22 protein-coding genes are annotated in these 26,016 nt (G+C 67.6%); 16 read left to right on the forward strand and 6 right to left on the reverse strand.

Translation table 11 applies throughout. From position 1 onward, the window contains the following. The first annotated feature begins 18 nt into the window (after nucleotides 1–18). Nucleotides 19–1,431, forward strand: a complete 1,413-nt coding sequence (gndA, locus tag U4Z31_RS06710) for an NADP-dependent phosphogluconate dehydrogenase (protein ID WP_321809796.1) — start codon at nucleotides 19–21, stop codon at nucleotides 1,429–1,431. A gap of 200 nt (nucleotides 1,432–1,631) precedes the next feature. After that, nucleotides 1,632–1,976, forward strand: a complete 345-nt coding sequence (locus U4Z31_RS06715; protein ID WP_044845294.1) for a DUF4148 domain-containing protein — start codon at nucleotides 1,632–1,634, stop codon at nucleotides 1,974–1,976. 116 nt (nucleotides 1,977–2,092) lie between these two features. Here U4Z31_RS06715 and U4Z31_RS06720 read toward each other — a convergent pair whose 3' ends face one another. Further along, on the reverse strand, nucleotides 2,093–2,413 hold the full coding sequence (locus U4Z31_RS06720; protein WP_321809797.1) for a hypothetical protein: 321 nt from the start codon (nucleotides 2,411–2,413) through the stop codon (nucleotides 2,093–2,095). A 433-nt stretch (nucleotides 2,414–2,846) separates the two neighbouring features. Here U4Z31_RS06720 and U4Z31_RS06725 point away from each other — a divergent pair, with 433 nt between their 5' ends. Further along, nucleotides 2,847–3,581 (forward strand): peptidoglycan DD-metalloendopeptidase family protein, encoded by a 735-nt coding sequence (locus tag U4Z31_RS06725; RefSeq protein WP_321809798.1) that lies wholly within the window; start codon nucleotides 2,847–2,849, stop codon nucleotides 3,579–3,581. 48 nt (nucleotides 3,582–3,629) lie between these two features. Here U4Z31_RS06725 and U4Z31_RS06730 read toward each other — a convergent pair whose 3' ends face one another. Next, entirely contained in the window at nucleotides 3,630–4,268 is a 639-nt protein-coding gene (locus U4Z31_RS06730; RefSeq protein WP_321809799.1) for a Pr6Pr family membrane protein, read from the reverse strand. Between the two features lie 230 nt (nucleotides 4,269–4,498). Here U4Z31_RS06730 and U4Z31_RS06735 point away from each other — a divergent pair, with 230 nt between their 5' ends. The 5 genes from U4Z31_RS06735 (at nucleotide 4,499) to U4Z31_RS06755 (ending at nucleotide 10,141) form a co-directional block, all read left to right on the forward strand. Continuing rightward, the gene (locus U4Z31_RS06735; RefSeq protein ID WP_044845297.1) at nucleotides 4,499–5,035 is read left to right on the forward strand and encodes a cytochrome b; all 537 of its coding nucleotides are present in this window, start codon (nucleotides 4,499–4,501) and stop codon (nucleotides 5,033–5,035) included. A gap of 156 nt (nucleotides 5,036–5,191) precedes the next feature. Beyond that, nucleotides 5,192–5,560 (forward strand): DUF2946 domain-containing protein, encoded by a 369-nt coding sequence (locus U4Z31_RS06740; protein ID WP_321809800.1) that lies wholly within the window; start codon nucleotides 5,192–5,194, stop codon nucleotides 5,558–5,560. Between the two features lie 83 nt (nucleotides 5,561–5,643). Beyond that, nucleotides 5,644–7,776, forward strand: coding sequence for a TonB-dependent copper receptor (locus U4Z31_RS06745; RefSeq protein WP_321809801.1), 2,133 nt, complete (start codon nucleotides 5,644–5,646; stop codon nucleotides 7,774–7,776). Nucleotides 7,777–8,008: 232 nt separating this feature from the next. Continuing rightward, a complete protein-coding gene (locus tag U4Z31_RS06750) occupies nucleotides 8,009–9,103 on the forward strand; it encodes a triacylglycerol lipase (RefSeq protein WP_321809802.1) in 1,095 nt (364 codons plus the stop codon). A gap of 3 nt (nucleotides 9,104–9,106) precedes the next feature. Further along, the gene (locus U4Z31_RS06755) at nucleotides 9,107–10,141 is read left to right on the forward strand and encodes a lipase secretion chaperone (protein ID WP_321809803.1); all 1,035 of its coding nucleotides are present in this window, start codon (nucleotides 9,107–9,109) and stop codon (nucleotides 10,139–10,141) included. 21 nt (nucleotides 10,142–10,162) lie between these two features. On the opposite strand, the gene U4Z31_RS06760 is transcribed toward U4Z31_RS06755, so the two are convergent. Continuing rightward, on the reverse strand, nucleotides 10,163–11,689 hold the full coding sequence (locus U4Z31_RS06760) for a PLP-dependent aminotransferase family protein (RefSeq protein ID WP_321809804.1): 1,527 nt from the start codon (nucleotides 11,687–11,689) through the stop codon (nucleotides 10,163–10,165). 108 nt (nucleotides 11,690–11,797) lie between these two features. On the opposite strand from U4Z31_RS06760, the gene U4Z31_RS06765 reads away from it, so the two are divergent. From U4Z31_RS06765 to U4Z31_RS06785, 5 genes are all read left to right on the forward strand, one after another. Continuing rightward, the gene (locus U4Z31_RS06765) at nucleotides 11,798–12,892 is read left to right on the forward strand and encodes an ABC transporter ATP-binding protein (RefSeq protein WP_044845303.1); all 1,095 of its coding nucleotides are present in this window, start codon (nucleotides 11,798–11,800) and stop codon (nucleotides 12,890–12,892) included. A 78-nt stretch (nucleotides 12,893–12,970) separates the two neighbouring features. Further along, entirely contained in the window at nucleotides 12,971–14,017 is a 1,047-nt protein-coding gene (locus U4Z31_RS06770; protein WP_044845304.1) for an ABC transporter substrate-binding protein, read from the forward strand. Between the two features lie 93 nt (nucleotides 14,018–14,110). Continuing rightward, nucleotides 14,111–15,385 carry an ABC transporter permease gene (locus U4Z31_RS06775; protein WP_044845305.1) on the forward strand — a complete coding sequence of 425 codons (1,275 nt, stop codon included), beginning with the start codon at nucleotides 14,111–14,113 and terminating at the stop codon, nucleotides 15,383–15,385. A 37-nt stretch (nucleotides 15,386–15,422) separates the two neighbouring features. Next, complete coding sequence (locus U4Z31_RS06780; protein WP_044845306.1) at nucleotides 15,423–16,259, forward strand: ABC transporter permease; 837 nt, start codon at nucleotides 15,423–15,425, stop codon at nucleotides 16,257–16,259. A gap of 261 nt (nucleotides 16,260–16,520) precedes the next feature. Further along, entirely contained in the window at nucleotides 16,521–17,957 is a 1,437-nt protein-coding gene (locus U4Z31_RS06785; RefSeq protein ID WP_321809805.1) for an MFS transporter, read from the forward strand. 82 nt (nucleotides 17,958–18,039) lie between these two features. Here U4Z31_RS06785 and U4Z31_RS06790 read toward each other — a convergent pair whose 3' ends face one another. Continuing rightward, nucleotides 18,040–19,779, reverse strand: coding sequence for a S53 family serine peptidase (locus U4Z31_RS06790; protein WP_321809806.1), 1,740 nt, complete (start codon nucleotides 19,777–19,779; stop codon nucleotides 18,040–18,042). A gap of 699 nt (nucleotides 19,780–20,478) precedes the next feature. Between U4Z31_RS06790 and U4Z31_RS06795 the strand changes: the two genes are divergently transcribed. Genes U4Z31_RS06795 through U4Z31_RS06805 form a run of 3 tightly spaced genes read left to right on the forward strand, consistent with a single transcriptional unit; the run spans nucleotide 20,479 to nucleotide 21,664 of the window. Further along, on the forward strand, nucleotides 20,479–20,805 hold the full coding sequence (locus U4Z31_RS06795) for an ArsR/SmtB family transcription factor (RefSeq protein WP_044845308.1): 327 nt from the start codon (nucleotides 20,479–20,481) through the stop codon (nucleotides 20,803–20,805). Next, the gene (locus tag U4Z31_RS06800; protein ID WP_321809807.1) at nucleotides 20,802–21,233 is read left to right on the forward strand and encodes an SRPBCC domain-containing protein; all 432 of its coding nucleotides are present in this window, start codon (nucleotides 20,802–20,804) and stop codon (nucleotides 21,231–21,233) included. The genes U4Z31_RS06795 and U4Z31_RS06800 overlap by 4 nt, the downstream gene beginning before the upstream one ends. Next, nucleotides 21,230–21,664 carry a DUF1801 domain-containing protein gene (locus U4Z31_RS06805; RefSeq protein WP_321809808.1) on the forward strand — a complete coding sequence of 145 codons (435 nt, stop codon included), beginning with the start codon at nucleotides 21,230–21,232 and terminating at the stop codon, nucleotides 21,662–21,664. Before U4Z31_RS06800 ends, U4Z31_RS06805 begins: the two co-directional genes overlap by 4 nt. A 116-nt stretch (nucleotides 21,665–21,780) precedes the next feature. On the opposite strand, the gene acnA is transcribed toward U4Z31_RS06805, so the two are convergent. Further along, the gene (gene acnA, locus U4Z31_RS06810) at nucleotides 21,781–24,498 is read right to left on the reverse strand and encodes an aconitate hydratase AcnA (protein WP_044845311.1); all 2,718 of its coding nucleotides are present in this window, start codon (nucleotides 24,496–24,498) and stop codon (nucleotides 21,781–21,783) included. Nucleotides 24,499–24,550: 52 nt separating this feature from the next. Then, entirely contained in the window at nucleotides 24,551–26,002 is a 1,452-nt protein-coding gene (locus U4Z31_RS06815) for a bifunctional 2-methylcitrate dehydratase/aconitate hydratase (RefSeq protein ID WP_124521921.1), read from the reverse strand. Between the last annotated feature and the right edge of the window lie 14 nt (nucleotides 26,003–26,016).

A 26,016-nucleotide genomic window follows, 5' to 3' on the forward strand; every position in this document is an offset into this window, starting at 1 on the left:
TTTCCGGAGAATTGACTAATGGGCAAACAAGCAATCGGTGTGATCGGGCTGGCGGTGATGGGCCGCAATCTCGCACTCAATATCGAGAGCCGCGGTTACGCGGTGTCGGTGTACAACCGCAGCCGCGAGAAAACCGACGAACTGATCGCCGAATTCCCCGGCCGCAATCTGGTGCCGACCTATACGCTCGAGGAGTTCGTCGCGTCGCTCGAGACGCCGCGCCGGATCCTGATGATGGTGAAGGCGGGCGAAGCGACCGATGCGACGATCGCATCGCTCAAGCCGCTGCTCGAGAAGGGCGACGTGCTGATCGACGGCGGCAATACGCACTTCACGGACACGATCCGCCGCAACCAGGAGCTCGCGCAATCGGGCCTGCATTTCATCGGCACCGGCGTGTCGGGCGGCGAAGAGGGCGCGCTGCGCGGCCCGTCGATCATGCCCGGCGGCCAGCGCGACGCGTACGACCTGGTCGAGCCGATCCTCAAGCAGATCGCCGCGAAGGCGCCGTCTGACGGCGAGCCGTGCGTCGCGTACATGGGGCCGGACGGCGCGGGCCACTACGTGAAGATGGTCCACAACGGCATCGAATACGGCGACATGCAGCTGATCGCCGAGAGCTATGCGGTGCTGAAGGACGTCGCGGGCCTGACCAACGACGAACTCGGCGCGGTCTACACCGAATGGAACCAGGGCGAGCTCGACAGCTACCTGATCGAGATCACGTCGAAGATCTTCGGCAAGAAGGACGAAGAAACCGGCAAGCACCTCGTCGACGTGATCCTCGATCGCGCCGCGCAGAAGGGCACCGGCAAGTGGACCAGCCAGAACGCGCTGGACCTGGGCGTGCCGCTGCCGCTGATCACCGAGTCGGTGTTCGCGCGCGTGCTGTCGTCGCTGAAGACCGAGCGCGTCGCGGCCAGCAAGATCCTGTCGGGCCCGGCCGCCGCGCTATTCGACGGCGATCGTGCCGCGTTCGTCGAAGCCGTGCGCCGCGCGCTGTACCTGAGCAAGGTGATCTCGTACGCGCAGGGCTTCGCGCAACTGCGCACGGCATCCGAAGAGTACGGCTGGAACCTCGATCTCGGGACGATCGCGAAGATCTTCCGCGCGGGCTGCATCATCCGCGCGCGTTTCCTGCAGAAGATCACGGACGCGTACGCGAAGGATCCGGCGCTCGCGAACCTGCTGCTCGACCCGTACTTCAAGGACATCGCCGCGAATTACCAGGCGTCGCTGCGCGACGTGGTGGTGGCCGCGGTGAAGGCAGGCGTGCCGGTGCCGGCGTTCGCGTCGGCGGTCGCGTACTTCGACAGCTACCGTTCCGAGCGGCTGCCGGCGAACCTTGTGCAGGCGCAGCGCGACTTCTTCGGCGCCCACACGTTCGAGCGTACCGACAAGCCGGGCAGCTTCCACGCGAACTGGTCGTAACCGGCAGGCGAGGCCGGTATTGTTGCGAAATTCTATTCTTTGAGTAGGGTTTTTCGTTCCCGGATCCCGCAATTGTTGGTTCCGAGGAAACAGTGTTTTCGCTCTTTCATGGTTTTCCCTAGGTGATCTCGGGGCTAAACTTTGTTCCATCGCTGCAGACATGGTGTGTGCGGCGGAGCAAAAAAATCCCGGAGGTAATCATGAAATCGCTGATCGCAACGTTCGCTGCAGCTGCCGTCCTCGCCGTTCCCGCCGTCTCGTTCGCCCAACAGAACGCCCCCGTCACCCGTGCGCAGGTGAAGGCCGAACTGGCCCAGCTGCAACAGGCCGGCTACAAGCTGGGCAGCGACCGTACCGACTACCCGGCAAGCATCCAGGCAGCTGAAGCCCGCGTGAACCCGCAACAGAACGTCGCTGCTGCCGATACGAGCGGCTACGGTGCGCAACCGGCCGCCCAGCAAGAATCGGGCGCCCCGGCCGCTGCCAAGACCGGCTGGCAGGTCAAGCGCGTGTCGGACGGTGCACCGGTCTACAAGGGTCGTTGATCGTCATCGATCGCCGGCCGCATGGGCGGCCTGATCTGACCCCCGCGCAGTACACACAGCCCATCGTTCCGAATCACGGAACGACGGGCTGTTTTTCATTGGCGGCGCCCGCCGCGTCAGTGCAGCGGCCGCGGGCCGCGGCCGATGTCCCGGAACAGCGCGTCGCCCGGTTCCAGCGCCTGCAGCCATGCTTGGTCGTAGCCGCTCAGCGTGTCGAGCGCGTCGCGCAGCCGCTCGATTGCGAGTACCGGCAGCTCGACGCTGTGCCGGGTAGCGCCGCTCAGGTGCGCGACGCTCGCCAGCTGGACGAGGGCGTCCGCGGCTTCGGCGACGTCCGTCGCGAACAGCAGGTGCCGGTTGAGCAGTTCGACGAGGCCGCTGGAACCGGCGAAATCCTCGGCGTTGAGCTGCACGGACAGAAACGTCGCATTGTTCATGGTTTTCTCCTCGTTATCGCTGGAACGTGCGGTGCTCCTCCGAGTATAGGAGGCGGCCGGCAGCGGCGCGGCGCTCATGGGCGCGATACGGCTGCCCGCCGCGGGACGGGACGGCCGGCCCGAAGTCCGCGGGACACCCTGCGCGGCGTGGCGCGCAGCCCGCCGGCACCCGTTCGTGGCGCCGCAAGATTGTTGCCGGCCGGGGCGCCTGCCGCGGTCCTGACCGCGACAAATGGTATCTTTGCCGGGTCGGGACGACGCAGAAATGGCGCGAAAAAGGGGCCGGTGAGCCCTTTCGCGTCGACGTCCCGCGGTGGAAACTGACGGCCGCGAGAGCGGTCGGATACTGGTTGGTCCGGCCGTTCGGCCGGACATCGTGCGTCGCACGCCGGAGGGCGGTGGGCGGCGCAACGACGCAAATCCGGGAGGACCCTTGAGAAAAACGATTCCGATCCACGATGCGCTGGCGCGCTGGTTACCGCAGGCGGCGTTCGTCGCCGCGGCCGCCGCGCTGACGGGCTGTACGATGACGCCGTGGACCGACAGCTGGCAGCCGGTGCGGCAGTCGACGCCGGCGTCGGTTGCCACGCCGGGCGTGATCGCCGGCTATTACCGCGTGAATCCAGGCGACACGCTCGCCGGCATCGCCGCCGCCTACGGGCAGCGCGTGCAGGACCTGGCCGGCTGGAACCACATGTCGCCGAATGACGCCGTGTATCCCGGCCAGGTGCTGCGCGTCGCGCCGCCGCCTGCGGCGACGTCGCTCGGGCAGCCGTCCGCGGGGGCCGCGCAGCCGGGCTCGCTGGCATGGCCGGCCACGGGCATCGTCGCGACGCCGTTCTCGGCCGGCAAGACGCGCGGCATCGTGATCGCTGCGTCGGGGCCCGACCGTTCGGTGCGGGCCGCGGCCAACGGGCGGGTGGTGTACGCCGGCTCCGGCGTCAAGGCGTATGGCCCGCTCGTGATCCTGAAGCACGACAACGGGCTCATCACGGCCTACGGGCACAATGGCAGGCTGCTCGTCAACGAAGGCGACGCGGTGCGCGCGGGCCAGCCGGTCGCCGAGATGGGCACCGACGCGAGCGGCCGCGCGACGTTCGAGTTCGAAGTCCGGCAGAACGGCAAGGTCGTCGACCCGATGAACTTCCTGCCGCGCAACGGCGGCTGACGCGCCGCTTCACGACGTGTGCGCCGTGCGGCGCACACGCTCCCGCCTTCACCCTTCCTCGAGCGCCGCGGCGTCGGACTGCCTCGCATGATTGCCGAGCCAGCGGATGCCCAGCGCGAGCCCTGCCGCGCCGAGCGCGATCAGCGAGCACTGGATCGCGACCGGCAGGTAGCCGTGCGGCCGCGGATCGACGAACGGATAGGGATACCAGTTCTCCAGCGCGCCGCGCACGAGCGTATAGCCGAGATAGATGACCGGAAAGCCGAGCCACGCGACCGCGCTGCGCCACGGGATCGGCGAGCGCGGCTCCACGTACAGCCAGTCGCACAGCACCACGAGCGGCACGATCCGGTGCAGGACCCAGTTGTTGAGGGCCGGCGTGACGTGGCGCAGCGCATCGAGCCGTGCGAGCAGCAGTTCGTAGACGATCGCGGTGATCAGCACGTAGAGCACGGCGGCGCCGCGCATCGATTCGTAGCGGGCCGAGCCGGGACGCGTGATGCGCGACAGCCCCGCGACCAGCATGGCCGCTGCATACAGGCTGCTCAGTTGGGTGAAGTAGCTGAGGTAGTTGCCGAGATGGAAGGCCGGCAAGCCCCAGTTGCCGGCGACGCTGTGCAGCGTGGTGGACACCGCGAGCAACGCGGCGATCAGCCGGTAGGCCGCAACGAAGATCGCTTTGCTCATGATGCCCGCGCAACGTCGCACCAAAGCTTCATCGTGCCACAGCCGCGCACACGCGCGATGCGGATTTTCCATATGGCGGCACCGTGGAACGGGCCGCGCGGATTCGTCGGATATTTGATCCGGTCGCACAACGCCGGCCACGCGCGAGGCTACAATCGGGGCAGCCGCCGGGCCCCGGCCAGCCCGGCACTGGCCTCCCCGCATACCACACGAGAAACACGAGACAACGCATGAAAAACATCCTCGCGAAACAGACGCGCTACAGCGCGCCCGCAATTTTCTTCCACTGGGTCATCTTCCTGCTGGTGGCACTCGCCTACCTGGCCATCGAGATTCGCGGACCGAAAGGCAGCGACAGCCGCGTGTTCTGGATGAACGTGCACTTGCTGGCAGGCACGTTCGTGCTCGTGCTGTCGGTGCTGCGCGTGCTGTGGCGGATGGTCAGCCGCGTGCCGGAGCCGATTCCGCAGGCGACGCTGCTCAAGTGGCTGTCGATGCTCGCCCATGTCGCGCTGTATGTCTTCATCATCGCGCAGCCGCTGCTCGGCATCATGCTCGTCAACATGGGCGGCAAGCCCGTGTCGCTCGACTGGATCGGCGTGTCGTTCACGCTGTTCGGCCCCGACAAGGCGCTGCGGCCGACGATCAAGGAAGCGCACGAACTGATCGGCAACGCGTTCTACTTCGTGATCGGCCTGCATGCGCTGGCCGCGCTTTACCACCACTTCATCCGGCGCGACGACGTGCTGCGACGCATGGCGCCGTGATCGCCGCGCGCTGAAGCCGCGCAGCATCCGGGGGCGCATGGTTGTTGACGCAACCATGCGCCCCCGATCCGTTTACCCCGATGCGCGGCTGGCCATCGCGGCGAACATTCTGTAACATCTCGGCTGTTTTTACGTTCCGCTTACGCATCGCCGCGCATGCTGCACCGACATCGTCACCTGACCGCCTGGCTCGGCGTGTTCGCGATCTGGCTCGCGATCGCGGCGCCGCTGGTGTCGCAGTGGCGCATCGCGCAGGCGGCGACCCCCGACGCAATCGTCTGTAGTGCAGAGCATGGTGCGCACCGTGCGCCCGATGCAGGCCACGCGCACGATTACGCGCGGCATCTCGATGCGTGCGGCTACTGCGGCTTCTTCGCGCACAGTCCAGCGATCGGCGGCGCGGCCGCCGTATCGTTCGCCTTCGTCCCCGCTCATGCCGTTTCCGCCGCCGCGCCGCATGCCGTCGCGGCGCGCGCCGACCGCTACCCGCGCGCATATCCACGCGCACCGCCCGAGCGCGCCTGACGCGCTGCCTTCCGTTTCTTTCATCGCCGATATCCGTGCGGTCCGTCGAGGCCGCGTGGAGGGCGTCACTCGGGCTTTCGATCATGACCATGCTTTCCTTGCGCGCGCCGAGGGTGTCGCGCCATTCCCGTGTGCGGCGCGTGCCGCGCATGCTGAAACTCACCGTTCCCGCGCTCGCCGTCGGCGCGATGACCGCGGCGGCGGCCGCGACCGAATCCGCACGTGCGTCCGGGGCGCCGACGGACGACGCGGCCACGCTGCTGCCGCCCGTCGAAGTCGTTGCGTCGCCGCTGACGACGCCGCTCGTCGTCGTCACGGATCCGAAGACGCCGCGCCAGCCGCTGCCGGCGAGCGACGGCGCGGACTACCTGAAGACGATTCCCGGCTTCACGTCGATCCGCAGCGGCGGGACGAACGGCGACCCCGTGCTGCGCGGGATGTTCGGTTCGCGGCTGAACATGCTCGCGAACGGGATGCCGACGCTCGGCGCCTGCCCGAACCGGATGGACGCGCCGACCTCGTATATCGCGCCGGAAAGCTATGACAAGGTCACGGTCGTGAAGGGCCCGCAGACCGTGCTGTACGGCCCCGGCGCCTCGGCCGGCACCGTGCTGTTCGAACGCGTGACGCCGCGTTTCGAGCGTCCCGGCATGCGGTTCGACGGCAGCGTGGTCGGCGGCTCGTTCGGCCGCAACGACCAGAACGTCGACGTGACGGCCGGCACGCCGGACGTCTACGGCCGCGTGACCGCGAATCACGCGCATGCGCAGGACTACGACGACGGCAACGGCAATACCGTGCCGTCGCAATGGGACAAGTGGAACGCCGACGCGGCGCTCGGCTGGACCCCCGACGATCACACACGCGTCGAGCTGACGGCGGGCACCGGCGACGGCTATGCGCGCTACGCCGGGCGCGGGATGGACGGCGCGCATTTCCGCCGCGAGACGTTCGGCCTGTCGTTCGACAAGCGGCATCTCGGCGACGTGCTCGACCGGATCGAGGCGCGCGTGTACTACAACGAAGCCGACCACGTGATGGACAACTATACGTTGCGGCAGCCCGACCCGACCAGCAGCATGCCGATGCGGATGGCATCCGAGGTGCGGCGCCGCACGCTCGGCGCGCGGGCGGCGGCGACCTTCCGTTTCGGTGACGACTTCAAGCTCGTGACCGGCGTCGACGCGCAGTCGAACCGGCTCGACGCGCGCTCGGCGATGGGGCGGCAGAACTACGGCGACCAGCCGTGGGATGCGCAGGCGACGATGTGGAACGCCGGTGCGTTCGGCGAGCTGACGTGGTATGCGAGCGATGCGTCGCGCGTGATCGGCGGCGCGCGGGTCGACTACGCGAGCGCGCGCGACAAGCGTGCGACGACGAGCGGGATGATGGCGAGCAAGCCGAATCCGACTTTCGACGACGATCGCGCGCGCGTGCTGCCGAGCGGATTCGTGCGTTACGAGCGCGATCTCGCGTCGCTGCCGGTCACGTGGTACGCGGGGATCGGCCATGCGCAACGCTATCCCGACTACTGGGAGCTGTTCTCCGCGAAGCGCGGGCCCGCCGGCTCGATCAACGCGTTCTCGGCAGTGCAGCCGGAGAAGACCACGCAGCTCGACATCGGCGCGCAGTACAAGAGCGACCGGTTCGATGCATGGGTGTCGGCCTACGCGGGATATGTACAGGACTACATCCTGTTCAACTACGCGGCCGGGATGATGGGAACGACCACGCAGGCAAGCAACGTCAACGCGCAGATCATGGGCGGCGAAGCCGGCGTGTCGTGGCGGCCGGTCGCGCCGCTGCGCGTCGAGACGTCGCTCGCGTATGCGTGGGGGCGCAACGCGACGAGTGGCGATCCGCTGCCGCAGATGCCGCCGCTCGAGGCGCGCTTCGGGCTCGAGTACACGCGCGGCGCATGGTCGGCCGGCGGGCTGTGGCGGGTCGTTGCACCGCAGCATCGCTATGCGATGAACGAGGGCAACGTGGTCGGCAAGGACTTCGGCCCGAGCGCCGGCTTCGGCGTGCTGTCGCTGCATGCGCAGTACAACGTCAGCAAGAAGGTGCAGATCTCGATCGGCGTCGACAACGTGCTGGACAAGGCCTACACCGAGCACCTGAACCTCGCCGGCAACGCGGGCTTCGGCTATCCGGCGAACGCGCCGGTAATGGAGCCGGGGCGCACGGCATGGGTGCGCGTGAGCGCGAAACTGTGACGTGCGGCGCGCGTGTGCGATGCAGCATGCGTGCGCGTGAATGCAGCCCCCGCCCGAACGGGCAGGGCGCGTCAACCGATTAGAGAACCGTATCTAGTCAGGGCGCAAACGTTCGCGACTCGTGATTCACTCCCGCATTCGATGCACACGGTACCCGCGACCGTTCGCGACGTGCCGTGCGCGTCGATCCGATCTCATTCGCACCGGCAGCACAATAATCAGGAGAACATGCATGGCCAGATCGATGCGTTCTAGGATGGTGGCAGGGGCAGTGGCATGCGCGATGAGCGTCGCGCCGTTCGCGGGGACGACCGCGGTGATGACGCTCGCGACGACGCACGCGGCGATGGCGGCAACCGCGCCGGCGGACAATTACGCGGCGACGCGTTACCCGATCATCCTCGTGCACGGGCTCACCGGCACCGACAAGTACGCGGGCGTGCTCGAGTACTGGTACGGCATCCAGGAGGACCTGCAGCAGCACGGCGCGACCGTGTACGTCGCGAACCTGTCGGGGTTCCAGAGCGACGACGGGCCGAACGGGCGCGGCGAACAGCTGCTCGCTTACGTGAAGACGGTGCTTGCCGCGACCGGCGCGACCAAGGTGAACCTGGTCGGTCACAGCCAGGGCGGCCTCACGTCGCGCTATGTCGCGGCCGTCGCGCCCGATCTCGTCGCGTCGGTCACGACGATCGGCACGCCGCATCGCGGCTCGGAGTTCGCCGATTTCGTGCAGGGCGCGCTCGCCTACGATCCGACCGGATTGTCGTCGTCGGTGATCGCCGCGTTCGTCAATGTGTTCGGCATCCTGACGAGCAGCAGCAACAACACGAACCAGGACGCGCTCGCTGCACTGAAGACGCTGACGACCGCCCAGGCCGCCGCGTACAACCGGAATTACCCGAGTGCCGGCCTCGGCGCGCCCGGCAGTTGCCAGACGGGCGCGCCGACGGAGACCGTCGGCGGCAATACGCACCTGCTGTATTCGTGGGCCGGCACGGCGGTCCAGCCGACCGTTTCCGCATTTGGCGTCACCGGCGCGACGGATACCAGCACGATCCCGGTGATCGATCCGGCGAATGCGCTCGACCTGTCGACACTCGCATTGTTCGGCACGGGCACGGTGATGATCAATCGCGGCTCAGGCCAGAACGACGGACTCGTGTCGAAGTGCAGCGCGCTGTACGGGAAGGTGCTGGGCACGAGCTACAAGTGGAACCATCTCGACGAGATCAACCAGTTGCTCGGCGTGCGCGGTGCGTATGCGGAAGATCCGGTCGCGGTGATCCGCACGCATGCGAACCGGCTGCAGCTCGCGGGCGTGTGATCGATGACGACACATGAAGGACGCGCGCCGCTCGCGCGGCGCGTCGTGGTCTACGGCGCGGTGGGGCTGGTGGCGATCGCCGGCGTCGCGATCTGGACCGGTACGGCATCGCATCGCGGCGCCGACGCGACGCATGCGTCGGCGGATGCCGCAGCCCTCGGCGGCGTGAACGCCGCGCCGTCGCAGCCCGCATTGCCGGCGAGCGCTGGCCTGCCGCCGCCGCTCGCCGGCTCCAGTGCGCCGCGGCTGCCGCTCGACACCGGCGGCCACCTCGCGAAGTCGCGCGCGGTGCGCGATTTCTTCGACTACTGCCTGACCGCGCGGAGCGACTTGAGCGCGCCCGCGCTCGATGCGCTCGTCGTGCGCGAGATCGCCGCCCAGCTCGACGGCACGGTCGCGCAATCCGAGGCGCTCGATGTCTGGCATCGATACCGCGCGTATCTCGACGCGCTCGCGAAGCTGCCGGAGGCGGGTGCGGTCAACAAGTCCGATCTCGGCGCGCTGCAACTCGCGCTCGACCAGCGCGCGTCGATCGCGTATCGGACGCTCGGCGACTGGAGCCAGCCGTTCTTCGGCACCGAGCAGTGGCGGCAGCGCTACGATCTCGCGCGGCTGAAGATTACGCAGGACCCTGCGCTGACGGAGGCGCAAAAGGCGGAGCGGCTCGCGGCGCTCGCGCAGCAGATGCCGGCCGACGAACGCGCGGCACGGCAGAAGGCCGACCGGCAGGAAGCCGCGCTCGACCAGATCGCGCAATTACGGAAGAGCGGGGCGACGCCCGATGCGATGCGCGCGCAACTGACGCAGACACTCGGCCCGGAAGCCGCCGCGCGCGTCGCGCAGATGCAGCAGGAGGACGCGTCGTGGCAGAGCCGCTACGCCGACTATGCGGCGCAGCGTGCGCAGATCGGCGCGGCCGGATTGTCGCCGCAGGATCGCGACGCGCAGATCGCCGCGCTGCGTCAGCGCATGTTCACGAAGCCCGGCGAAGCGCTGCGCGCGGCGTCGCTCGACCGCGGCGCGGCTGCCGCGCAGTAATGCGCGCAATCGCGCACGCGCTCATGCCGCGCGCGTGAAGCGCCGCGGCAGATGCCGTTCGATGGTGGCCGCGAGCGTGTCGAACGCGGGGCCGATGCGTTCGTGCGCGACGCACGCGTAGCCGAGCAGCAGCCCGCGCCGCGCGGTGTCCAGGCTGCTGTAGTAGCTGGTCAGCGGGCGCACGATCACGCCCGCGTCGAACGCGCTTTGCGTGACCGCGCGATCGTCGCACGTGTCGGGCAGGCCGAGCACCAGATGGAGACCCGCCTCGTCGCCCATCACGGGCAGCGCGTCGCCGAAGCGCGCATGGATCGCATCGATCAGCAACTGCCGGCGCTCGCCGTACAGCGTGCGCATCCGCCTGACGTGCGAAGTCAGGTGCCCGTCCATGATGAACTCCGCGAGCACGGCCTGCTGCATCAGCTGGCCCTCGCGATACAGCTCCGACAGCCCGGTGCGGAACGTGTCGACCAGATGCTCCGGCACGACCATGTAGCCCATCCGCAGGCCCGGGAACAGCATCTTGCCGAGGCTGCCGACGTAGATCACGCGGCCGCCGTCGTCGAGCCCCTGCAGCGACGCGAGCGGGCGGCTGCCGTAGCGGAATTCGCTGTCGTAGTCGTCCTCGATGATCCAGCAGCGGTGCTGGCGTGCGTACTCGAGCAGCATCCGGCGGCGCGCGAGGCTCATCACCATCCCGAGCGGATACTGATGCGACGGCGTGACGAGCACGAGCCGCGGCGGATGCTGCATGTCGCCCGCGCTCGGATCGAGGCCTTCCTGGTCGACCGGCACCGGCGTGAGCGCGAGGCCGGTCGCCTGCAGCACGCTGCGCACGCCCCAGTAGCACGGTTCCTCGACCCACGCGCGATCGCCGATGTCGGACAGCAGCCGCACCGCGAGGTCGATCGACTGGTGGATGCCGGTCGTGATGATCACCTGGTCCGGCGTGCATTTGACCGAGCGCGCGACGCGCAGGTAGTCGGCGAGCGCGCGGCGCAGCGGCCGGTAGCCGCCGCCCGGCGCATAGGTCAGCAATTCGGGATTCGCTTCCTTCCACAGGCGCGCCTGCAGGCGGCTCCAGGTGCGGCTCGGGAATTCCGACACGTCCGGCACGCCCGGCATGAACGCGCCCCACTGGCGCCGCGACACGCCCGCGTGCTCGATCAGCTGCCGGCCGCGCATCGACAGACCGCCTTGTGCGTCCTGCTGCAGCGCCGCATCGGCATCGGACGGCGGCGGTGCGGCGGCGCCCGGCACGCGGATCGCGGCCGCGTCCGGCCGCGTGTCGGCCACGTAGGTGCCGCTGCCGGTCGTCGTCAGCACATAGCCTTCGGCCGTCAGCTGGTCGTACACGTGCAGCACGGTATTGCGCGCGATCGACAGGTCTGCCGCGAGCGTGCGCGAACTCGGCAGCTTTGTGCCTGGCCCTAATTCTCCGGTGAGAATGGCCTGCTGCATCAGTTGCAGCAGTTGCCGGTACATCGGCTCGGACGAGCCGCGGTCGAGACGGGCCGAGAGCCAGTCGGCCAGGATCACGGTATCCAAAGTGGTCCTACTAGGAATATTGAAATGGTTCCCTAGTATAGAACCGTGCGCGCCGTATAGTGGCTCGCATCTCAAAAACGTTTGTCGCGCAGCAAGGGGACAGCCACGATGAAGTCCGATGATGTGATCGTCAGCTTTCGCGGCGTGCGGAAGACCTACGACGGCGAGACGCTGGTCGTCAAATCGCTCGACCTCGATATCCACCGAGGGGAATTCCTGACGCTGCTCGGGCCGTCCGGCTCGGGCAAGACCACCTGCCTGATGATGCTGGCGGGCTTCGAGTTCCCGACGGGCGGCGAGATCCGCCTCGACGGGGAACTGCTGAACACCGTGCCGCCGCACAAGCGCAATATCGGCATGGTGTTCCAGAACTACGCGCTGTTTCCGCACCTGACGGTCGAGCAGAACGTCGCGTATCCGCTGACGGTGCGCAAGCTCGCGGCCGCCGAGCGCGCGGAGCGCGTCGCGCACGCGCTGAAGATGGTGCAGATGGAGCGTTTCGCGAAGCGCTATCCGGCGCAGCTGTCGGGCGGCCAGCAGCAGCGCATCGCGCTCGCGCGTGCCCTCGTGTTCGAGCCGAAGCTGGTGCTGATGGACGAGCCGCTCGGCGCGCTCGACAAGCAGTTGCGCGAACACATGCAGTACGAACTGAAGGCGCTGCACGAGAAGCTCGGCGTGACCTTCGTGTACGTGACGCACGACCAGGGCGAGGCGCTGACGATGTCCGATCGCGTCGCCGTGTTCGACAAGGGCATCGTGCAGCAGCTCGATACCGTCGACCGCCTGTACGAATCGCCGTGCAACGAATTCGTCGCGAACTTCATCGGCGACAGCAACCGGCTGCGCGGCACCATCGCGCGCGTCGACGGCGAATTCTGCGAATTCCGGCTGGACGACGGCACGCAGCTCGTCGGGCGCCGCATCGGCGACGCGGCCGAAGGCGCGCCGGCCGTCGCGTGCATCCGCCCCGAACGCATGAGCCTCGCGAATGGGCACATGAACGGCAGCACCGCCAACCGCGTCACCGGCGAGGCGCGCAGCCTCATCTATTTCGGCGATCACGTGCGCATGCGCTGCGCGCTGCCGGGCCAGGACGAATGCTTCGTGAAGGTGCCGCTCGGCACGGGCGCGCTCGACGCGTTCTCGCCCGGCGCGCCGGTATCGCTCGCATTCGCGCCCGAGCACCTGCGCGTGTTCGCCTGACACTGGGTTTTCCCGCTTTATCGCTGCACGTCGTCAACAACAACTGCCCACTTCCACCACGAGAGGAGAGGAACCATCATGAACGGAGCAAGCACTACCGCGCGTCGCACCGCGCTCGCACTGGCGCTCGCCGTCGTCGGCGCATCGGCCACGGCGGCCGAACTCACGGTCGTCAACTTCGGCGGCGCGAACGGCGACGCACAGAAGGCCGCATTCAACCAGCCGTTCGAGAAGGCGACCGGCAACAAGGTCACGGCCGTCGAGTACAACGGCGAGCAGGCGAAAGTGAAGGCGATGGTCGAGGCGAAGCACGTCAACTGGGACGTGGTCGAAGTCGAGTCGGGCGACCTGAACCGCGGCTGCGACGAAGGGCTGTACGAGAAGCTCGACTGGTCGAAGATCGCGAAGAAGTCCGACCTGATTCCGGAATCGCCGCAGGTGTGCGGCGTCGGTTTCTTCGTGTGGTCGACCGCGCTGTCGTACAACGCCGACAAGCTGAAGACCGCGCCGACCGGCTGGGCCGATTTCTGGAACGTGAAGAAATTCCCCGGCAAGCGCGGGATGCGCAAGGGCGCGCGCTACAACCTCGAGTTCGCGCTGATGGCCGACGGCGTTTCGACGAAGGACGTATACAAGGTGCTCGGCACGAAGGCCGGCCAGGATCGCGCGTTCAAGAAGCTCGACGAACTGAAGCCGTACATCCAGTGGTGGGAAGCGGGCGCGCAGCCGCCGCAGTTCCTCGTGGCCGGCGACGTCGTGATGTCGACCGCGTACAACGGCCGCATCGACGCAGCGCAGAAGGAAGGCAAGAACCTGAAGGTCGTGTGGAACGGCAGCATCTACGACCTCGACTACTGGGCGATTCCGAAGGGCTCCCCGAACAAGGCGCTGGCCGAACAGTACATCGCGTACACGCTGACGCCGAAGCCGCAGCAAGAGTATGCGCATCACATCGCGTACGGCCCCGCGAACGTCGCGGCGATCAAGTCGCTCGACGCGAAGACGCTCGCGAACCTGCCGAACTCGCCGGCCAACGGCAAGAACGCGGTGCTGGAGGACATCGGCTTCTGGACCGACCACAGCGACGAGCTCGAGCAGCGCTTCGCCGCGTGGGCGACGAAGTAACCGCTACTCAGGTGTCCTGATGCAACCTGCCGCGCGGCGCGTCGAACGCGTCGCGCGGCATTCCGCCGGATCGAGCCCGGCCGGAGAGAACCGTTGAACACGATGACGATCGCTCCTTCCTCGCCGTCGACAGCCGCGCTCAAGCGCGAGCTGAAGGCCGCCGAGGCCCGCAAGCGCACGATGGCGTTGCTGCTGATCGCGCCGCTCGCGATCTTCCTGCTGCTCATCTTCGTCGTGCCGATCGGCACGCTGCTCACGCGCGCGGTGCAGAACCCGGAGATCGCGACCGCGCTGCCGAACACGGTGGCCGCGCTGTCGGGCTGGGACCGCAAGACACCGCCGGCCGATGCCGCGTATGCCGCACTCGCGGCCGACATGACGAAGGTCGCCGACAGCGAGGCGATGGGCGCGCTCGCGCGGCGCCTGAACACTGAGATTCCCGGCTACCGCTCGCTCGTCGCGAAGACGGCGCGCGCGATGCCGCTGAAGGGCGAGGAGGGCGCAGGCACCGCGGCGCTGACACCCGCGCAGACCCGCGCGAAGCTGATCGACCTCGATTCGCGCTGGGGCGAGCCCGCGTACTGGCAGGCGATCGCGAAGAACGGCAGCCAGGTGTCGCCGTTCTACCTGCTCGCCGCGCTCGACCACAAGCAGGACGGCTTCGGCCAGATCGTGCGGGCCGATCCCGACCAGTCGATCTATCTGGCGATCTTCGGCCGCACGTTCGTGATCGGCGTCGCGGTCACGCTGTTCGCGCTGCTGCTCGGCTATCCGCTCGCGTACTGGATCTCGACGCTGTCCGAGCGCCGCGCGAACCTCGTGATGATCCTCGTGCTGATTCCGTTCTGGACCTCGGTGCTGGTGCGCGTCGCCGCATGGATCGTGCTGCTGCAGAGCGAGGGGCTGATCAACACCGCGCTGATCGGCGCCGGGCTGATCTCGCATCCGCTGACGCTGCTGTTCAACCGCGTCGGCGTGTACATCTCGATGACGCACATCCTGCTGCCGTTCATGATCCTGCCGCTGTACAGCGTGATGAAGTCGATCCCGCCGACTTACCAGCGCGCGGCCGTGTCGCTCGGCAGCCATCCGTTCGCCGCGTTCTGGCGCGTGTACGTGCCGCAGACCTATCCGGGCGTCGGCGCGGGCGCGCTGCTCGTGTTCATCCTCGCGATCGGCTACTACATCACGCCCGCGCTGCTCGGCGGGCCGAACGACCAGATGGTCAGCTACTACGTCGCGTACTTCACGAACGTGACGATCAACTGGGGCATGGCGTGCGCGCTCGGCGGGCTGCTGCTCGCGGCGACGCTGGTGCTGTATGCGGTGTACGGGCGCTTCACGCGCACCAACGTGAGCCTCGGCTGAGCGCCGGGGACAGGAAAATGGGAAGGGGAAGCCGACCATGAAACTCGCCAGGCCGCTGTTCGCGCCGCACATGTCGTTCGCCGAGCGCGCGTGGTACGTCGCGTTGCGCGTGCTCGTCGTGCTGACGCTGCTGTACCTGATCCTGCCGGTGCTCGCGATCGTGCCGCTGTCGTTTTCGTCGAGCACGTTCCTCGTCTATCCGATTCCGGGCTTCTCGACGCGCTGGTACGAGAACCTGATCGCATCCGACGAGTGGCGGATGGCCGCGAAGAACAGCTTCATCGTCGCGCCGTCGGCGACCGTCGTCGCGACCGTGCTCGGCACGCTCGCCGCGATCGGCCTCACGAAGGCGGACTTCCGCGGCAAGGGGCTGCTGATGGCCGTGCTGCTGTCGCCGATGATCGTGCCGGTCGTCGTGGTCGGCGTCGGCATGTACCTGTTCTTCGCGCCGCTCGGGCTCGCGAACACCTACACCGGCCTGATCGCCGCGCACGCGGCGCTCGGCGTGCCGTTCGTCGTGACGACCGTGGCCGCGACGCTGCAGGGCTTCAACCAGAACCTGGTGCGCGCGAGCCTGTCGCTCGGCGCGAACCCCGTCACGACGTTCTTCCGCGTGACGCTGCCGGTGATCGCGCCGGGCGTGATGTCGGGCGCGCTGTTCGCGTTCGCGACGTCGTTCGACGAAGTCGTCGTCACGCTGTTCCTCGCGGGCGCGGACCAGACGACGCTGCCGCGCCAGATGTTCACCGGCATTCGCGAGAACATCAGCCCGACGATCGCCGCGCTCGCGACGATCCTGATCATCTTCTCGACGAGCCTGCTGCTCGCGCTCGAATGGCTGCGCGGCCGCAACGCGCGGCGCGCGGTGTCGTAACGGCGGGCGGACGCGTGACGTTGCGTCGGCCGCCGGGCCGGCGATCGTTGCGTTCTCAACGAAGCCGCGCGCCTGACCGGGCGCGGCGAAGCTTTCGTTTCGCTGACTGACGAAGCGGTTGCCTGCACGTTCGATGCGGCTCTGCAACAATACGGCTCGTGGTGCCGCGCGTTCCGTTGCCGTCGCACGCACGGAGCGCCCGTTGCCGCGCCGCTCAATCCGCGACGCCGCGCGTCGCTCGTCAGTCAGCCGAGCCTCATCTTGTCCGAATTCGCATCCCCCGCCGGCACCCGGGAGCCGGCCGTCAACTGGCGCGCGATGTCCGCCGTGCTGCTGGCCGTCGCGCTCGCGACGCTCGACACCGCGATCGCGAACACCGCGCTGCCCGCGATCGCCGCCGACCTGCACGCGTCGCCGGCCGCATCGGTGTGGATCATCAACGCGTACCAGCTCGCGATGGTCGCGACGCTGCTGCCGTTCGCGTCGCTCGGCGACATCGTCGGCCACAAGCGCGTGTATGTCGGCGGCCTCGCGGTATTCACGCTCGCGTCGCTCGGCTGCTCGCTCGCGGCGACGCTGCCGCAGCTGACGGCGGCGCGGATCGTGCAGGGCTTCGGCGCGAGCGCGATCATGAGCGTGAACGTCGCGCTGATCCGCAACCTGTTTCCCGCGCACCGGCTCGGGCGCGGCGTCGGCTTCAACGCGCTCGTCGTCGGCGTGTCGTTCGCGGTGGGGCCGACGATCGCGTCGCTGATCCTGTCGCTGGCCGCATGGCCGTGGCTGTTCGCGGTGAACGTGCCGCTCGGCGTGCTCGCGCTTGCCGTGGCGATTCCGTCGCTGCCGCAGACGGCGCGGGGCAAGCACGCGTTCGATCCGCTCGCCGCGCTGTTCAACGTGATCACGTTCGCGTCGCTGATCTTCGCGCTCGGAGAATTCGCGCAGCGCGGGCCGCTGTCCGTCGTGTTCGCGGCCGCGGCGGTCGCGCTCGCGTTCGGCTGGCTGCTGATCCGCCGCCAGGCCGGGCACCCGGCGCCGATGCTGCCGGTCGACCTGTTTCGCCGGCCCGTGTTCACGCTGTCCGCGCTGACGGCCGTGTGCGCGTTTGCCGCGCAGGGGCTCGCGTTCGTGTCGCTGCCGTTCTACTTCGAAACCGTCCTGCATCGCGACGCGGTCGAGACCGGCTTCCTGATGACGCCGTGGTCGGCGATCGTCGCGCTCGCCGCGCCGATCGCGGGCCGCTTGTCCGACCGTTATCCGCCCGGATTGCTCGGTGCGATCGGACTCGCGTTGCTGAGCGCGGGGATGGTGTCGCTCGCCGCATTGCCGGCAGCGCCGAGCGTCGTCGACATCGGCTGGCGGATGATGCTGTGCGGCGCGGGTTTCGGCTTCTTCCAGTCGCCGAACCTGAAGGCGCTGATGTCGAGCGCGCCGCCCGAGCGCAGCGGCGGTGCGAGCGGGATCATCGCGACCGCGCGGCTGATCGGGCAGGCGACCGGCGCGGCGCTCGTCGCGCTGTCGTTCGGTGTCGCGGGGCGTCACGGGCCGACGCTCGCGCTGATGCTCGGGGCGGGTTTTGCCGGGGCGGCGAGCATGGCGAGCGGGCTGCGGCTCTTCGCGCCATCGCATCGGGCCGGCGCGCCGGTTGCCTCGGTCGCGACGGCAGCGACGACAGCGACGAACGAGCAGGCGACGGAGTAGGGCTCCGCGCCCGCCCGCTGCCCGAATCTTTCCCGGCCGGTGCGCGGCGAACGACCGCCGCGCACCGGCCTTCGCGTCAGGCTCAGAAGCCGCCCGTCTGGATCAGCTTGTTGAGGTTCGCGATGTTCAGGCTGCCGAAGCCGGTCGTCAGATCCCAGCCGGTGCCTGCTCTGTAGCCATACCCCTGATAGCCGTTGTTCCCTGACACGACGTCATAGCGTACGAGCGACGGGTTCGACGGGATGTCCGCATAGAACTTCGCAGCCGGGAAACCGAGGCCGGTGCCGTTCGCCGCGAGCAGACGCGCCCAGAAGCCGGTGAAGATCGGCGCGGCGAGGCTCGTGCCGCCGATCTGCTGCAACTGGCCGTAGTTGTAGATGTACGCGCCCGTGCTTTGCGCGGCATCGAACGATACGTCGGGCAACTGACGATTGCTGCCCGATTGCCACGCCGGCGCCGGCAGCACCGTGCTGACGCCGCCGCCCGTCGCCCACAGCTTGCCGTTGCCGTCGAGGCCTTCGTTCCACACCGTTTCGTTCGAGAACGCACCCGCCGACGTGGTGTACAGCGTCGTGCCGCCGATCGCGAGCACGTGCGGCGACGCGGCCGGCCACGACACCGTGTAGTTCGCGCCGTCCGGATAGCCGCGGTTGTTGCACTCGTACACGCCTTCGTCGCCCGACGACACCGAGAACGTCTGACCCTGCGCGGCAGCCGTCGTGAAGATCTGCTCTTCGGCGTCGATCGTGCCGTCCGCGTTCGCGTCGGTCTCGCACCAGCCGAGCGACACGTTGATCACCTTCGCGGTGTTGTCCGACACCGCGCGGTTGAACGCCTGCGTGAGCCCCGTGTTGCCGGCGGCGTTCAGGTCCGCCATGTAGAACACGAGCTTGCCGACCTGGCCGCCGGCCGAGCCGACGATCGACTGGCTGTCGAGATCCCATTCACCCTGGCCGTCCTGGTCGTCGCTGTAGCTGCCGGTCGTGCCGGTGCCGTTGGTCTTCACGGTCTGGGTTGCGACCGTGCCGTAGCCGTTGCTCGACGTGAACTGCTTCAGGTCTTGCAGCGTCTGCGATACGCCGCCGATCGTGATGATGCCGACGCTCACGCCTGCCGCGGTCGGCACGCCGGTCGCGTTGTAGAGGCCCGGGAATTCCTTCGGATAGTGGCCGGTGGCCGTGCCGGCCGCGAGCGCCTGCGGCTTCGCGACGTTGCCGATGCGCAGCATCGGCCGTGCGCGCGCGACGTTCTGCAGCCCGAGCACCGAGCCGACGACGTCGCCGAGCGCGCGCGGCACCTGCGCGGTCGACGCGTTCGCGAAGCCCGAGCGGCCCGCGTACTCGAAGTGCACGAGCGACGTGTTGAACGCGGTCTTCACCGTGCCGGCCGTGCCGCGCGCGGACACCAGCAGCCGGTTCGGCGCGACCTCGATGTTCACGAAGCCGCTCTTGCGCAGATAGTCGACGACCGATTTCACTTGCGCGTCGGTCGGCGCGTAGCTGGCGAGGAACTGTTCGTGCGTCAGGTACTGGCGGTAATGCGCGTTGCCGGGCCGGTTCACGTCGTGCGCGAGCTGCTTGAGCTGCGCGGCGTTGCGCAGCTTCAGGCTGACGACGATGTCGGCCGTTTCGCCGGCCGCGAGTTCGAGCGAAGGTGCGGCGCTGCGCGCCATCAATTGCGGGCCGGTCAGAAAGGCCTTCGTGTGGGTGTCGACCCAGTCCGTCGCCGCATGTGCCGCGCCGGCGGCGAGCACGAGCGGCCACGCGCACGCGAGGCGGCGCGGCGACGGAAGGGGAAGGGCAAACCAGGCGTTCCTTTTCATCGGGAGTCCTTTTTAGGAGAGACGACGTTGCTGGAAGCCCCGGCCCTTGTGGGGCCGCGAGCGGTGACGAGCGTAGGGCGTCGGTGCCGTTCAGGTAGCTGCCAGTTTCCATAGCTGTCAGTTCTGACATCGGCGTGCTCGCGTGCCGGCGATGCGTCGGTCGTGCATGCGGCAGCGGCCCGCGGCAAAGGGAACCGGTTCGCCACGTGCCGCGCACCGGTCGCTGGCGTTTGCGCGCACGACTCGTTCGTCGTGGCAGCGGAATGCGCGCGATTGCAGAGCGAAGGGCCGTGTGCGAACGGCGCTTTCGATCGCGCGTGAACGCATTGCGCGTTGCAATATGTGGTCAGGCGTTGCCGCGCGGCGGGCGCGATGACGTACGAATGCGCGAATGCACGAAAACGGAACCCGTCGATCGCGCGCGTTTCCCGAACTGTGGAACGACGTGGTGGCGAGTCTTGCAGCATGCTTTCGGTTGGAGCGTCCGGCGAGCGGATTAGAGGAAACGCTCGAATCGGACGGTGGCGCTGCCTCGACGCGCGCGTGATGTTCTTCGCAAGCCGATTCGCCGCCATTCCGTCCGTTCCGGCGAACGTCCCCGCTGCAGGATCGCCTGATGCTTCCTGCGAAATCGCTCCTTGACGTGCATCGATACGTGGATATTCTTGAATCCATAACTATCGGGTTATGAATCAAGCCATGCAAAACGTCCCCGACATGCTGTTCAGGACGCTCGCCGATCCGACCCGCCGCGCGCTCTTCGAGCGGCTGTGCGAGGAGGGCGAGCTGACGGTTGCCGCGCTGACGGCGCACGCAGGCGTGACGCAGCCGGCGGTATCGAAGCATCTGGGGGTACTGAAGCAGGCCGGGCTCGTGAGCGACCGCCACGAAGGCCGGCAGACGCACTACAGCGCGCAGCCGCAAGCGCTGACTCCGTTGATCGACTGGACCAGCCAGATGGCAGGCTTCTGGCAGAACCGGTTCGACGCGCTCGAAGATCTGCTCAAGAGGATGGATCAGTCATGAACCAGGCCACCACTGACACACGCACCGTCGTCGTCGAACGGGAACTGTCGCATCCGCCGGAGAAGGTCTGGCGTGCGCTCACGCAACCGCATCTGATCGAGGCATGGCTGATGCAGAGCGATTTCGAGCCCGTCGCGGGCCGCGCGTTCAGCTTCCGCGCGGACTGGGGTTCGGTCGACTGCACGTTGCTGACGATCGAGCCGCAGCGCGTGCTGTCCTACACGTGGGCCGCGTACGGACTGGAAAGCGTCGTCACCTGGACGCTCACGCCGACGCCGGTCGGCACGCTGTTGCGGATGGAGCAGGCCGGTTTCCGCGCGGATCAGGAGCAGGCGTACCGCGGTGCGCAGCACGGCTGGACGCAGTTCTTCGCGTCGCTCGAGCGGGTGCTCGCGCGCCCCGATGACGACCAGGAGGGCCGTGCATGAGCGCCTCCGACCTGGAACCGTCGGCCCGCATCGACGCGCTGATCGCAGGCATCGCCGACTGGCGCGGCAAGACGTTCGCCGAGCTGCGCGAGACGATCGTCGCCGCCGACGAAGGCATCGTCGAGGAATGGAAATGGATGGGCAGCCCGGTGTGGTCGTGCGACGGGATGATCGCGGTCGCGAACGCGCACAAGGGCAAGGTGAAGCTCACGTTCATGCATGGCGCGCACCTGCCCGATCCCGACGGGCTGTTCAATGCGGGCCTTGAAGGCAATGCGCGGCGTGCGATCGATTTCCTCGAAGGCGACAAGCTCGACAAACGGGCGCTGAAGCGTCTCGTTCGCGCGGCGATTGACTACAACCGCGCGCACCTGAAGAAGAACGCGCGGCCGGCCGCAGGCGGCAGGACGCGCGCCGACAAGGCCGCATGACGCACCGGCGCGCCGGCACACCGCCGCGCAGGCAAAAAAAGCCCGACACGAGGTCGGGCTTCCAAATCGGCCGCAACCGCCGCGAGGCGGCTGCGGCACCTGCAAAAGCAGGACGCTTACGCTGCGAGCAGCGAGCGCAGCACGAACGGCAGGATCCCGCCGTGCTTGTAGTAGTCGACTTCGATCGGCGTATCGATGCGCAGCAGCACCGGCACGCGGGTCGTTTCGCCGTTCTTGCGGTGAATCACGAGCGTGACGTCCTGCTGCGGCTTGAAGTCGTCGCCGAGGCCTTCGATGTCGTAGGTCTCTTCGCCGGTGATGCCGAGCGACTGGATGCTGTCCGCGCCCTTGAACTGCAGCGGCAGCACACCCATGCCGACCAGGTTCGAGCGGTGGATCCGCTCGAAGCTGCGTGCGATCACGGCCTTCACGCCGAGCAGTTGCGTGCCCTTCGCGGCCCAGTCGCGCGACGAGCCCGTGCCGTACTCTTCGCCCGCGAACACGACGGTCGGCGTGTCGGCGTCGACGTACTTCATCGCCGCATCGTAGATCGACAGCTGTTCGCCGCTCGGCTGGTGAATCGTCAGGCCGCCTTCGACGCGCGTGCCGTCCGCCTTCGCCGGGATCATCAGGTTCTTGATCCGGACGTTCGCGAACGTGCCGCGCATCATCACGTCGTGGTTGCCGCGGCGCGAACCGTAGCTGTTGAAGTCGGCCTTCTGCACGCCGTTCTCCTTCAGCCACTTGCCTGCCGGCGAGTCTTCCTTGATCGAGCCTGCCGGGCTGATGTGGTCGGTCGTGACCGAGTCACCGAAGATGCCCAGCGCGCGCGCACCCTTGACCGTCGGGATCGAATCGGCCGGCTCCATCGAGAAGTCGTTGCCGAAGAACGGCGGCTCCGCGATGTAGGTCGACTTCGGCCAGTCGTAGACCTGGCCCGTCTCGCCCTCGATCTTGCTCCAGAGGTCGCCCTTCTTGGTCAGCTTCGAGTAGTTGTCCTCGAACTTCTTCGGGTCGAGCGCGAACTTGAGCAGCGCGTGGATTTCCTCGCTCGTCGGCCAGATGTCGCCGAGGTAGATGTCGTAGCCGTCCTTGCCCTTGCCGACCGGCTCGGTCATCAGGTCGCGCGTGATGTTGCCGGCGATCGCGTAGGCGACGACCAGCGGCGGCGACGCGAGGAAGTTCGCGCGGATGTTCGGGTGGATGCGCGCTTCGAAGTTACGGTTGCCCGACAGCACGGCTGCCGCGACGATGTCGTTCTTCGTGATCGCTTCGTTCAGTTCCGGCGTCAGGTCGCCCGCGTTGCCGATACAGGTCGTGCAGCCGTAGGCGGCGACTTCGAAGCCGAGCTTCGCGAGGTAGGGCAGCAGGCCCGTCTTCGTCAGGTATTCGGTGACGATGCGCGATCCCGGCGCGAGCGAGGTCTTGATGTGCGGTGCGACGGTCAGGCCGGCTTCGACGGCCTTCTTCGCGAGCAGGCCGGCAGCCAGCAGCACGCTCGGGTTCGACGTGTTCGTGCACGACGTGATCGCGGCGATCAGCACGTCGCCGTTCTTCACGTCGACGCCGTTGCTCGTCGTGTACTGCGCGTTCAGGTCGTCCGCCTTCTTCGCGAAGCCGTTTTCCGCGACCGGCTTCGAGAACAGCTCGGTGAACGTCGACTTGACGTTGCCGATCTCGATGCGGTCCTGCGGGCGCTTCGGGCCGGCCAGCGACGGGGCGACGGTTGCAAGATCCAGCGTGACCGTCTTCGTGTAGTCGATGTCGCCGGCCTTCGGAATGCCGAACAGCTTCTGCGCCTTGAAGTAGTTCTCGAACGCGGCGATTTCCGCCTTCGTGCGGCCCGTGCCTTCGAAGTATTCGATGGTCTTTTCGTCGACCGGGAAGAAGCCCATCGTCGCGCCGTATTCCGGCGCCATGTTGCCGATCGTCGCGCGGTCCGGCAGCGACAGCGACTTCGTGCCTTCGCCGAAGAACTCGACGAACTTGCCGACGACCTTTTCCTTGCGCAGCATTTCGGTGATCGTCAGCACCAGGTCGGTGGCCGTCACGCCTTCGCGCAGCTTGCCCTTCAGCTCGACGCCGACGACGTCCGGCGTCAGGAAGTACACCGGCTGGCCGAGCATGCCGGCTTCGGCCTCGATGCCGCCCACGCCCCAGCCGACCACGCCGATGCCGTTGATCATCGTCGTGTGGCTGTCCGTGCCGACGAGGGTATCCGGGTAGTACACGGTGTCGCCGCCGTCCGTCTTCTTGTGGACGCCGCGCGCGAGATATTCGAGGTTCACCTGGTGGACGATGCCGACGCCCGGCGGCACGACCTTGAACGTGTCGAACGCCTGCATGCCCCACTTCATGAACTGGTAGCGCTCGTTGTTGCGCTGGAATTCCAGCTTCATGTTCAGGTCGAGCGCGTCCTTCTGGCGGAAGTAGTCGATCTGGACCGAGTGGTCGACGACGAGATCGACCGGGACCAGCGGCTCGATCTTCTTCGGATTCTTGCCCGAACGCTCCGCGACGCCGCGCATGGCCGCGATGTCGGCGAGCAGCGGCACGCCCGTGAAGTCCTGCAGCACGACGCGCGACACCACGAACGGAATCTCGTCGACGCGCTTCGCGGTCGGCTGCCAGTTCGCGAGCTGCTCGATGTGTTCTTCGGTGATCTTCTTGCCGTCGTAGTTGCGCAGCACGGACTCGAGCACGATACGGATCGACACCGGGAGGCGCTCGATCTTCGTCTTCAGTTCCTTGCCGAGCTGCGGCAGCGAGTAGAACTTGCCTTTGCCGGAACCGCTGTCGAATTCCTTGAGGGTCTTGTGGAGATTGTGGGCCATGGTGATTTTCCTGGGTTTAAGGCTAGGAAACAAAGAGTCCTGTAGATGACGGCTATATCACATACAAGTCGACGTACTCATCGACCGGCATCGCTTCGAGCTTTGCCTGGTCCAGCGACACGTCGAGAATCGCTTGTTGCTGCTTTGCCGGGAAACGGCGGGCGAGGTTGGTCCGGAACTTCTCGACCAGGAGCGGGATGCCGTCCGCACGGCGTCGCTGATGGCCGATCGGGTATTCGACCGCTACTTCGGCAAGCGTGGACCCGTCCGCGAATTCGATCGTCAGCGCATTCGCGATCGACCGCTTGGCCGGGTCATGGTAATCCTTCGTGAACTGCGGATCCTCGACGCACACGGTTTTCGCGCGCAGCGCGTCGATGCGCGGATCGGCGGCGACCGCGTCTTCGTAATCGGCCGCGGTCAGCCGGCCGAACAGCAGCGGCACGGCGACCATGTACTGGATGCAGTGGTCGCGATCGGCCGGATTGGCGAGCGGGCCCTGCTTGTCGATGATGCGGATCGCGGCCGCGTGCGTGCGGATCGTGATCCGGCTGATCTCGTCGGTCGTGCGGCCCGCCGCGGCGAGCTGCGCGTGCAGCTGCAGCGCGGCCTCGGCGGCCGTCTGCGCATGGAATTCGGCGGGGAACGCGATCTTGAACAGCACGTTCTCCATCACGTACGTGCCGTACGGGCGCTGGAAACGGAACGGCTTGCCGTCGAACAGCACGTCGTAGAAGCCCCAGGTTTTGGCGGTGAGCGCCGACGGGTAGCCCATTTCACCCGTTTTCGCGATCAGCGCGAGGCGCACCGCGCGGGACGTCGCGTCGCCGGCCGCCCACGACTTGCGCGAACCGGTGTTCGGCGCGTGGCGGTAGGTGCGCAGCGCGTGGCCGTCGACGAATGCGTTGGACACGGCGTTGATCAGCTCGTCGCGCGTGAGCCCGAGCAGGCGGCCGACGACGGCCGTCGACGCCACTTTCACGAGCAGCACGTGGTCGAGCCCGACTGCGTTGAATGAATTCTCGAGTGCGAGGCAGCCCTGGATCTCGTGGGCCTGGATCATCGCGACGAGCACGTCGCGCATGGCAAGCGGCTTCCTGCCGGCCGCGACGGCCGTGCGGGACAGCCAGTCGGCCGTCGCCAGGATTCCGCCGAGGTTGTCGGACGGATGACCCCATTCGGCGGCGAGCCAGGTGTCGTTGAAGTCCAGCCAGCGGATCATCGCGCCGAGGTCGAAAGCGGCCTGGACGGGATCGAGCTGGAAGGACGTGCCGGGCACCTTCGCGCCGTTCGGCACGATCGTGCCGGGCACGACGGGGCCGAGCAGCTTGGTGCAGGCCGGGTAGGACAGCGCCTCGAGTCCGCATCCGAGCGTGTCGATCAGGCAATGACGCGCCGTCTCCAGCGCGAGCGCGCTGTCGATGCCGGTGTTCAGCACGTAGTCGACGATATCGACGAGTACCGTATCCGGAGCGGGGCGGACGTTGGAGACCGAGGCGGACATCGAGGAGCTCGGGA

It is taken from the genome of Burkholderia sp. BCC1985 (assembly GCF_905339915.1).
Lineage (GTDB): Bacteria > Pseudomonadota > Gammaproteobacteria > Burkholderiales > Burkholderiaceae > Burkholderia.

Excerpts from the sequence above, each read along its gene's own strand:
- gndA (WP_321809796.1), top strand. The coding sequence starts at position 19 with ATGGGCAAACAAGCAATCGGTGTGATCGGGCTGGCGGTGATGGGCCGC.
- U4Z31_RS06715 (WP_044845294.1), top strand. The coding sequence starts at position 1,632 with ATGAAATCGCTGATCGCAACGTTCGCTGCAGCTGCCGTCCTCGCCGTT.
- U4Z31_RS06720 (WP_321809797.1), bottom strand. The coding sequence starts at position 2,413 with ATGAACAATGCGACGTTTCTGTCCGTGCAGCTCAACGCCGAGGATTTC.
- U4Z31_RS06730 (WP_321809799.1), bottom strand. The coding sequence starts at position 4,268 with ATGAGCAAAGCGATCTTCGTTGCGGCCTACCGGCTGATCGCCGCGTTG.
- U4Z31_RS06735 (WP_044845297.1), top strand. The coding sequence starts at position 4,499 with ATGAAAAACATCCTCGCGAAACAGACGCGCTACAGCGCGCCCGCAATT.
- U4Z31_RS06740 (WP_321809800.1), top strand. The coding sequence starts at position 5,192 with ATGCTGCACCGACATCGTCACCTGACCGCCTGGCTCGGCGTGTTCGCG.
- U4Z31_RS06745 (WP_321809801.1), top strand. The coding sequence starts at position 5,644 with ATGACCATGCTTTCCTTGCGCGCGCCGAGGGTGTCGCGCCATTCCCGT.
- U4Z31_RS06750 (WP_321809802.1), top strand. The coding sequence starts at position 8,009 with ATGGCCAGATCGATGCGTTCTAGGATGGTGGCAGGGGCAGTGGCATGC.
- U4Z31_RS06755 (WP_321809803.1), top strand. The coding sequence starts at position 9,107 with ATGACGACACATGAAGGACGCGCGCCGCTCGCGCGGCGCGTCGTGGTC.
- U4Z31_RS06765 (WP_044845303.1), top strand. The coding sequence starts at position 11,798 with ATGAAGTCCGATGATGTGATCGTCAGCTTTCGCGGCGTGCGGAAGACC.
- U4Z31_RS06770 (WP_044845304.1), top strand. The coding sequence starts at position 12,971 with ATGAACGGAGCAAGCACTACCGCGCGTCGCACCGCGCTCGCACTGGCG.
- U4Z31_RS06780 (WP_044845306.1), top strand. The coding sequence starts at position 15,423 with ATGAAACTCGCCAGGCCGCTGTTCGCGCCGCACATGTCGTTCGCCGAG.
- U4Z31_RS06790 (WP_321809806.1), bottom strand. The coding sequence starts at position 19,779 with ATGAAAAGGAACGCCTGGTTTGCCCTTCCCCTTCCGTCGCCGCGCCGC.
- U4Z31_RS06795 (WP_044845308.1), top strand. The coding sequence starts at position 20,479 with ATGCAAAACGTCCCCGACATGCTGTTCAGGACGCTCGCCGATCCGACC.
- U4Z31_RS06800 (WP_321809807.1), top strand. The coding sequence starts at position 20,802 with ATGAACCAGGCCACCACTGACACACGCACCGTCGTCGTCGAACGGGAA.
- U4Z31_RS06805 (WP_321809808.1), top strand. The coding sequence starts at position 21,230 with ATGAGCGCCTCCGACCTGGAACCGTCGGCCCGCATCGACGCGCTGATC.
- acnA (WP_044845311.1), bottom strand. The coding sequence starts at position 24,498 with ATGGCCCACAATCTCCACAAGACCCTCAAGGAATTCGACAGCGGTTCC.
- U4Z31_RS06815 (WP_124521921.1), bottom strand. The coding sequence starts at position 26,002 with ATGTCCGCCTCGGTCTCCAACGTCCGCCCCGCTCCGGATACGGTACTC.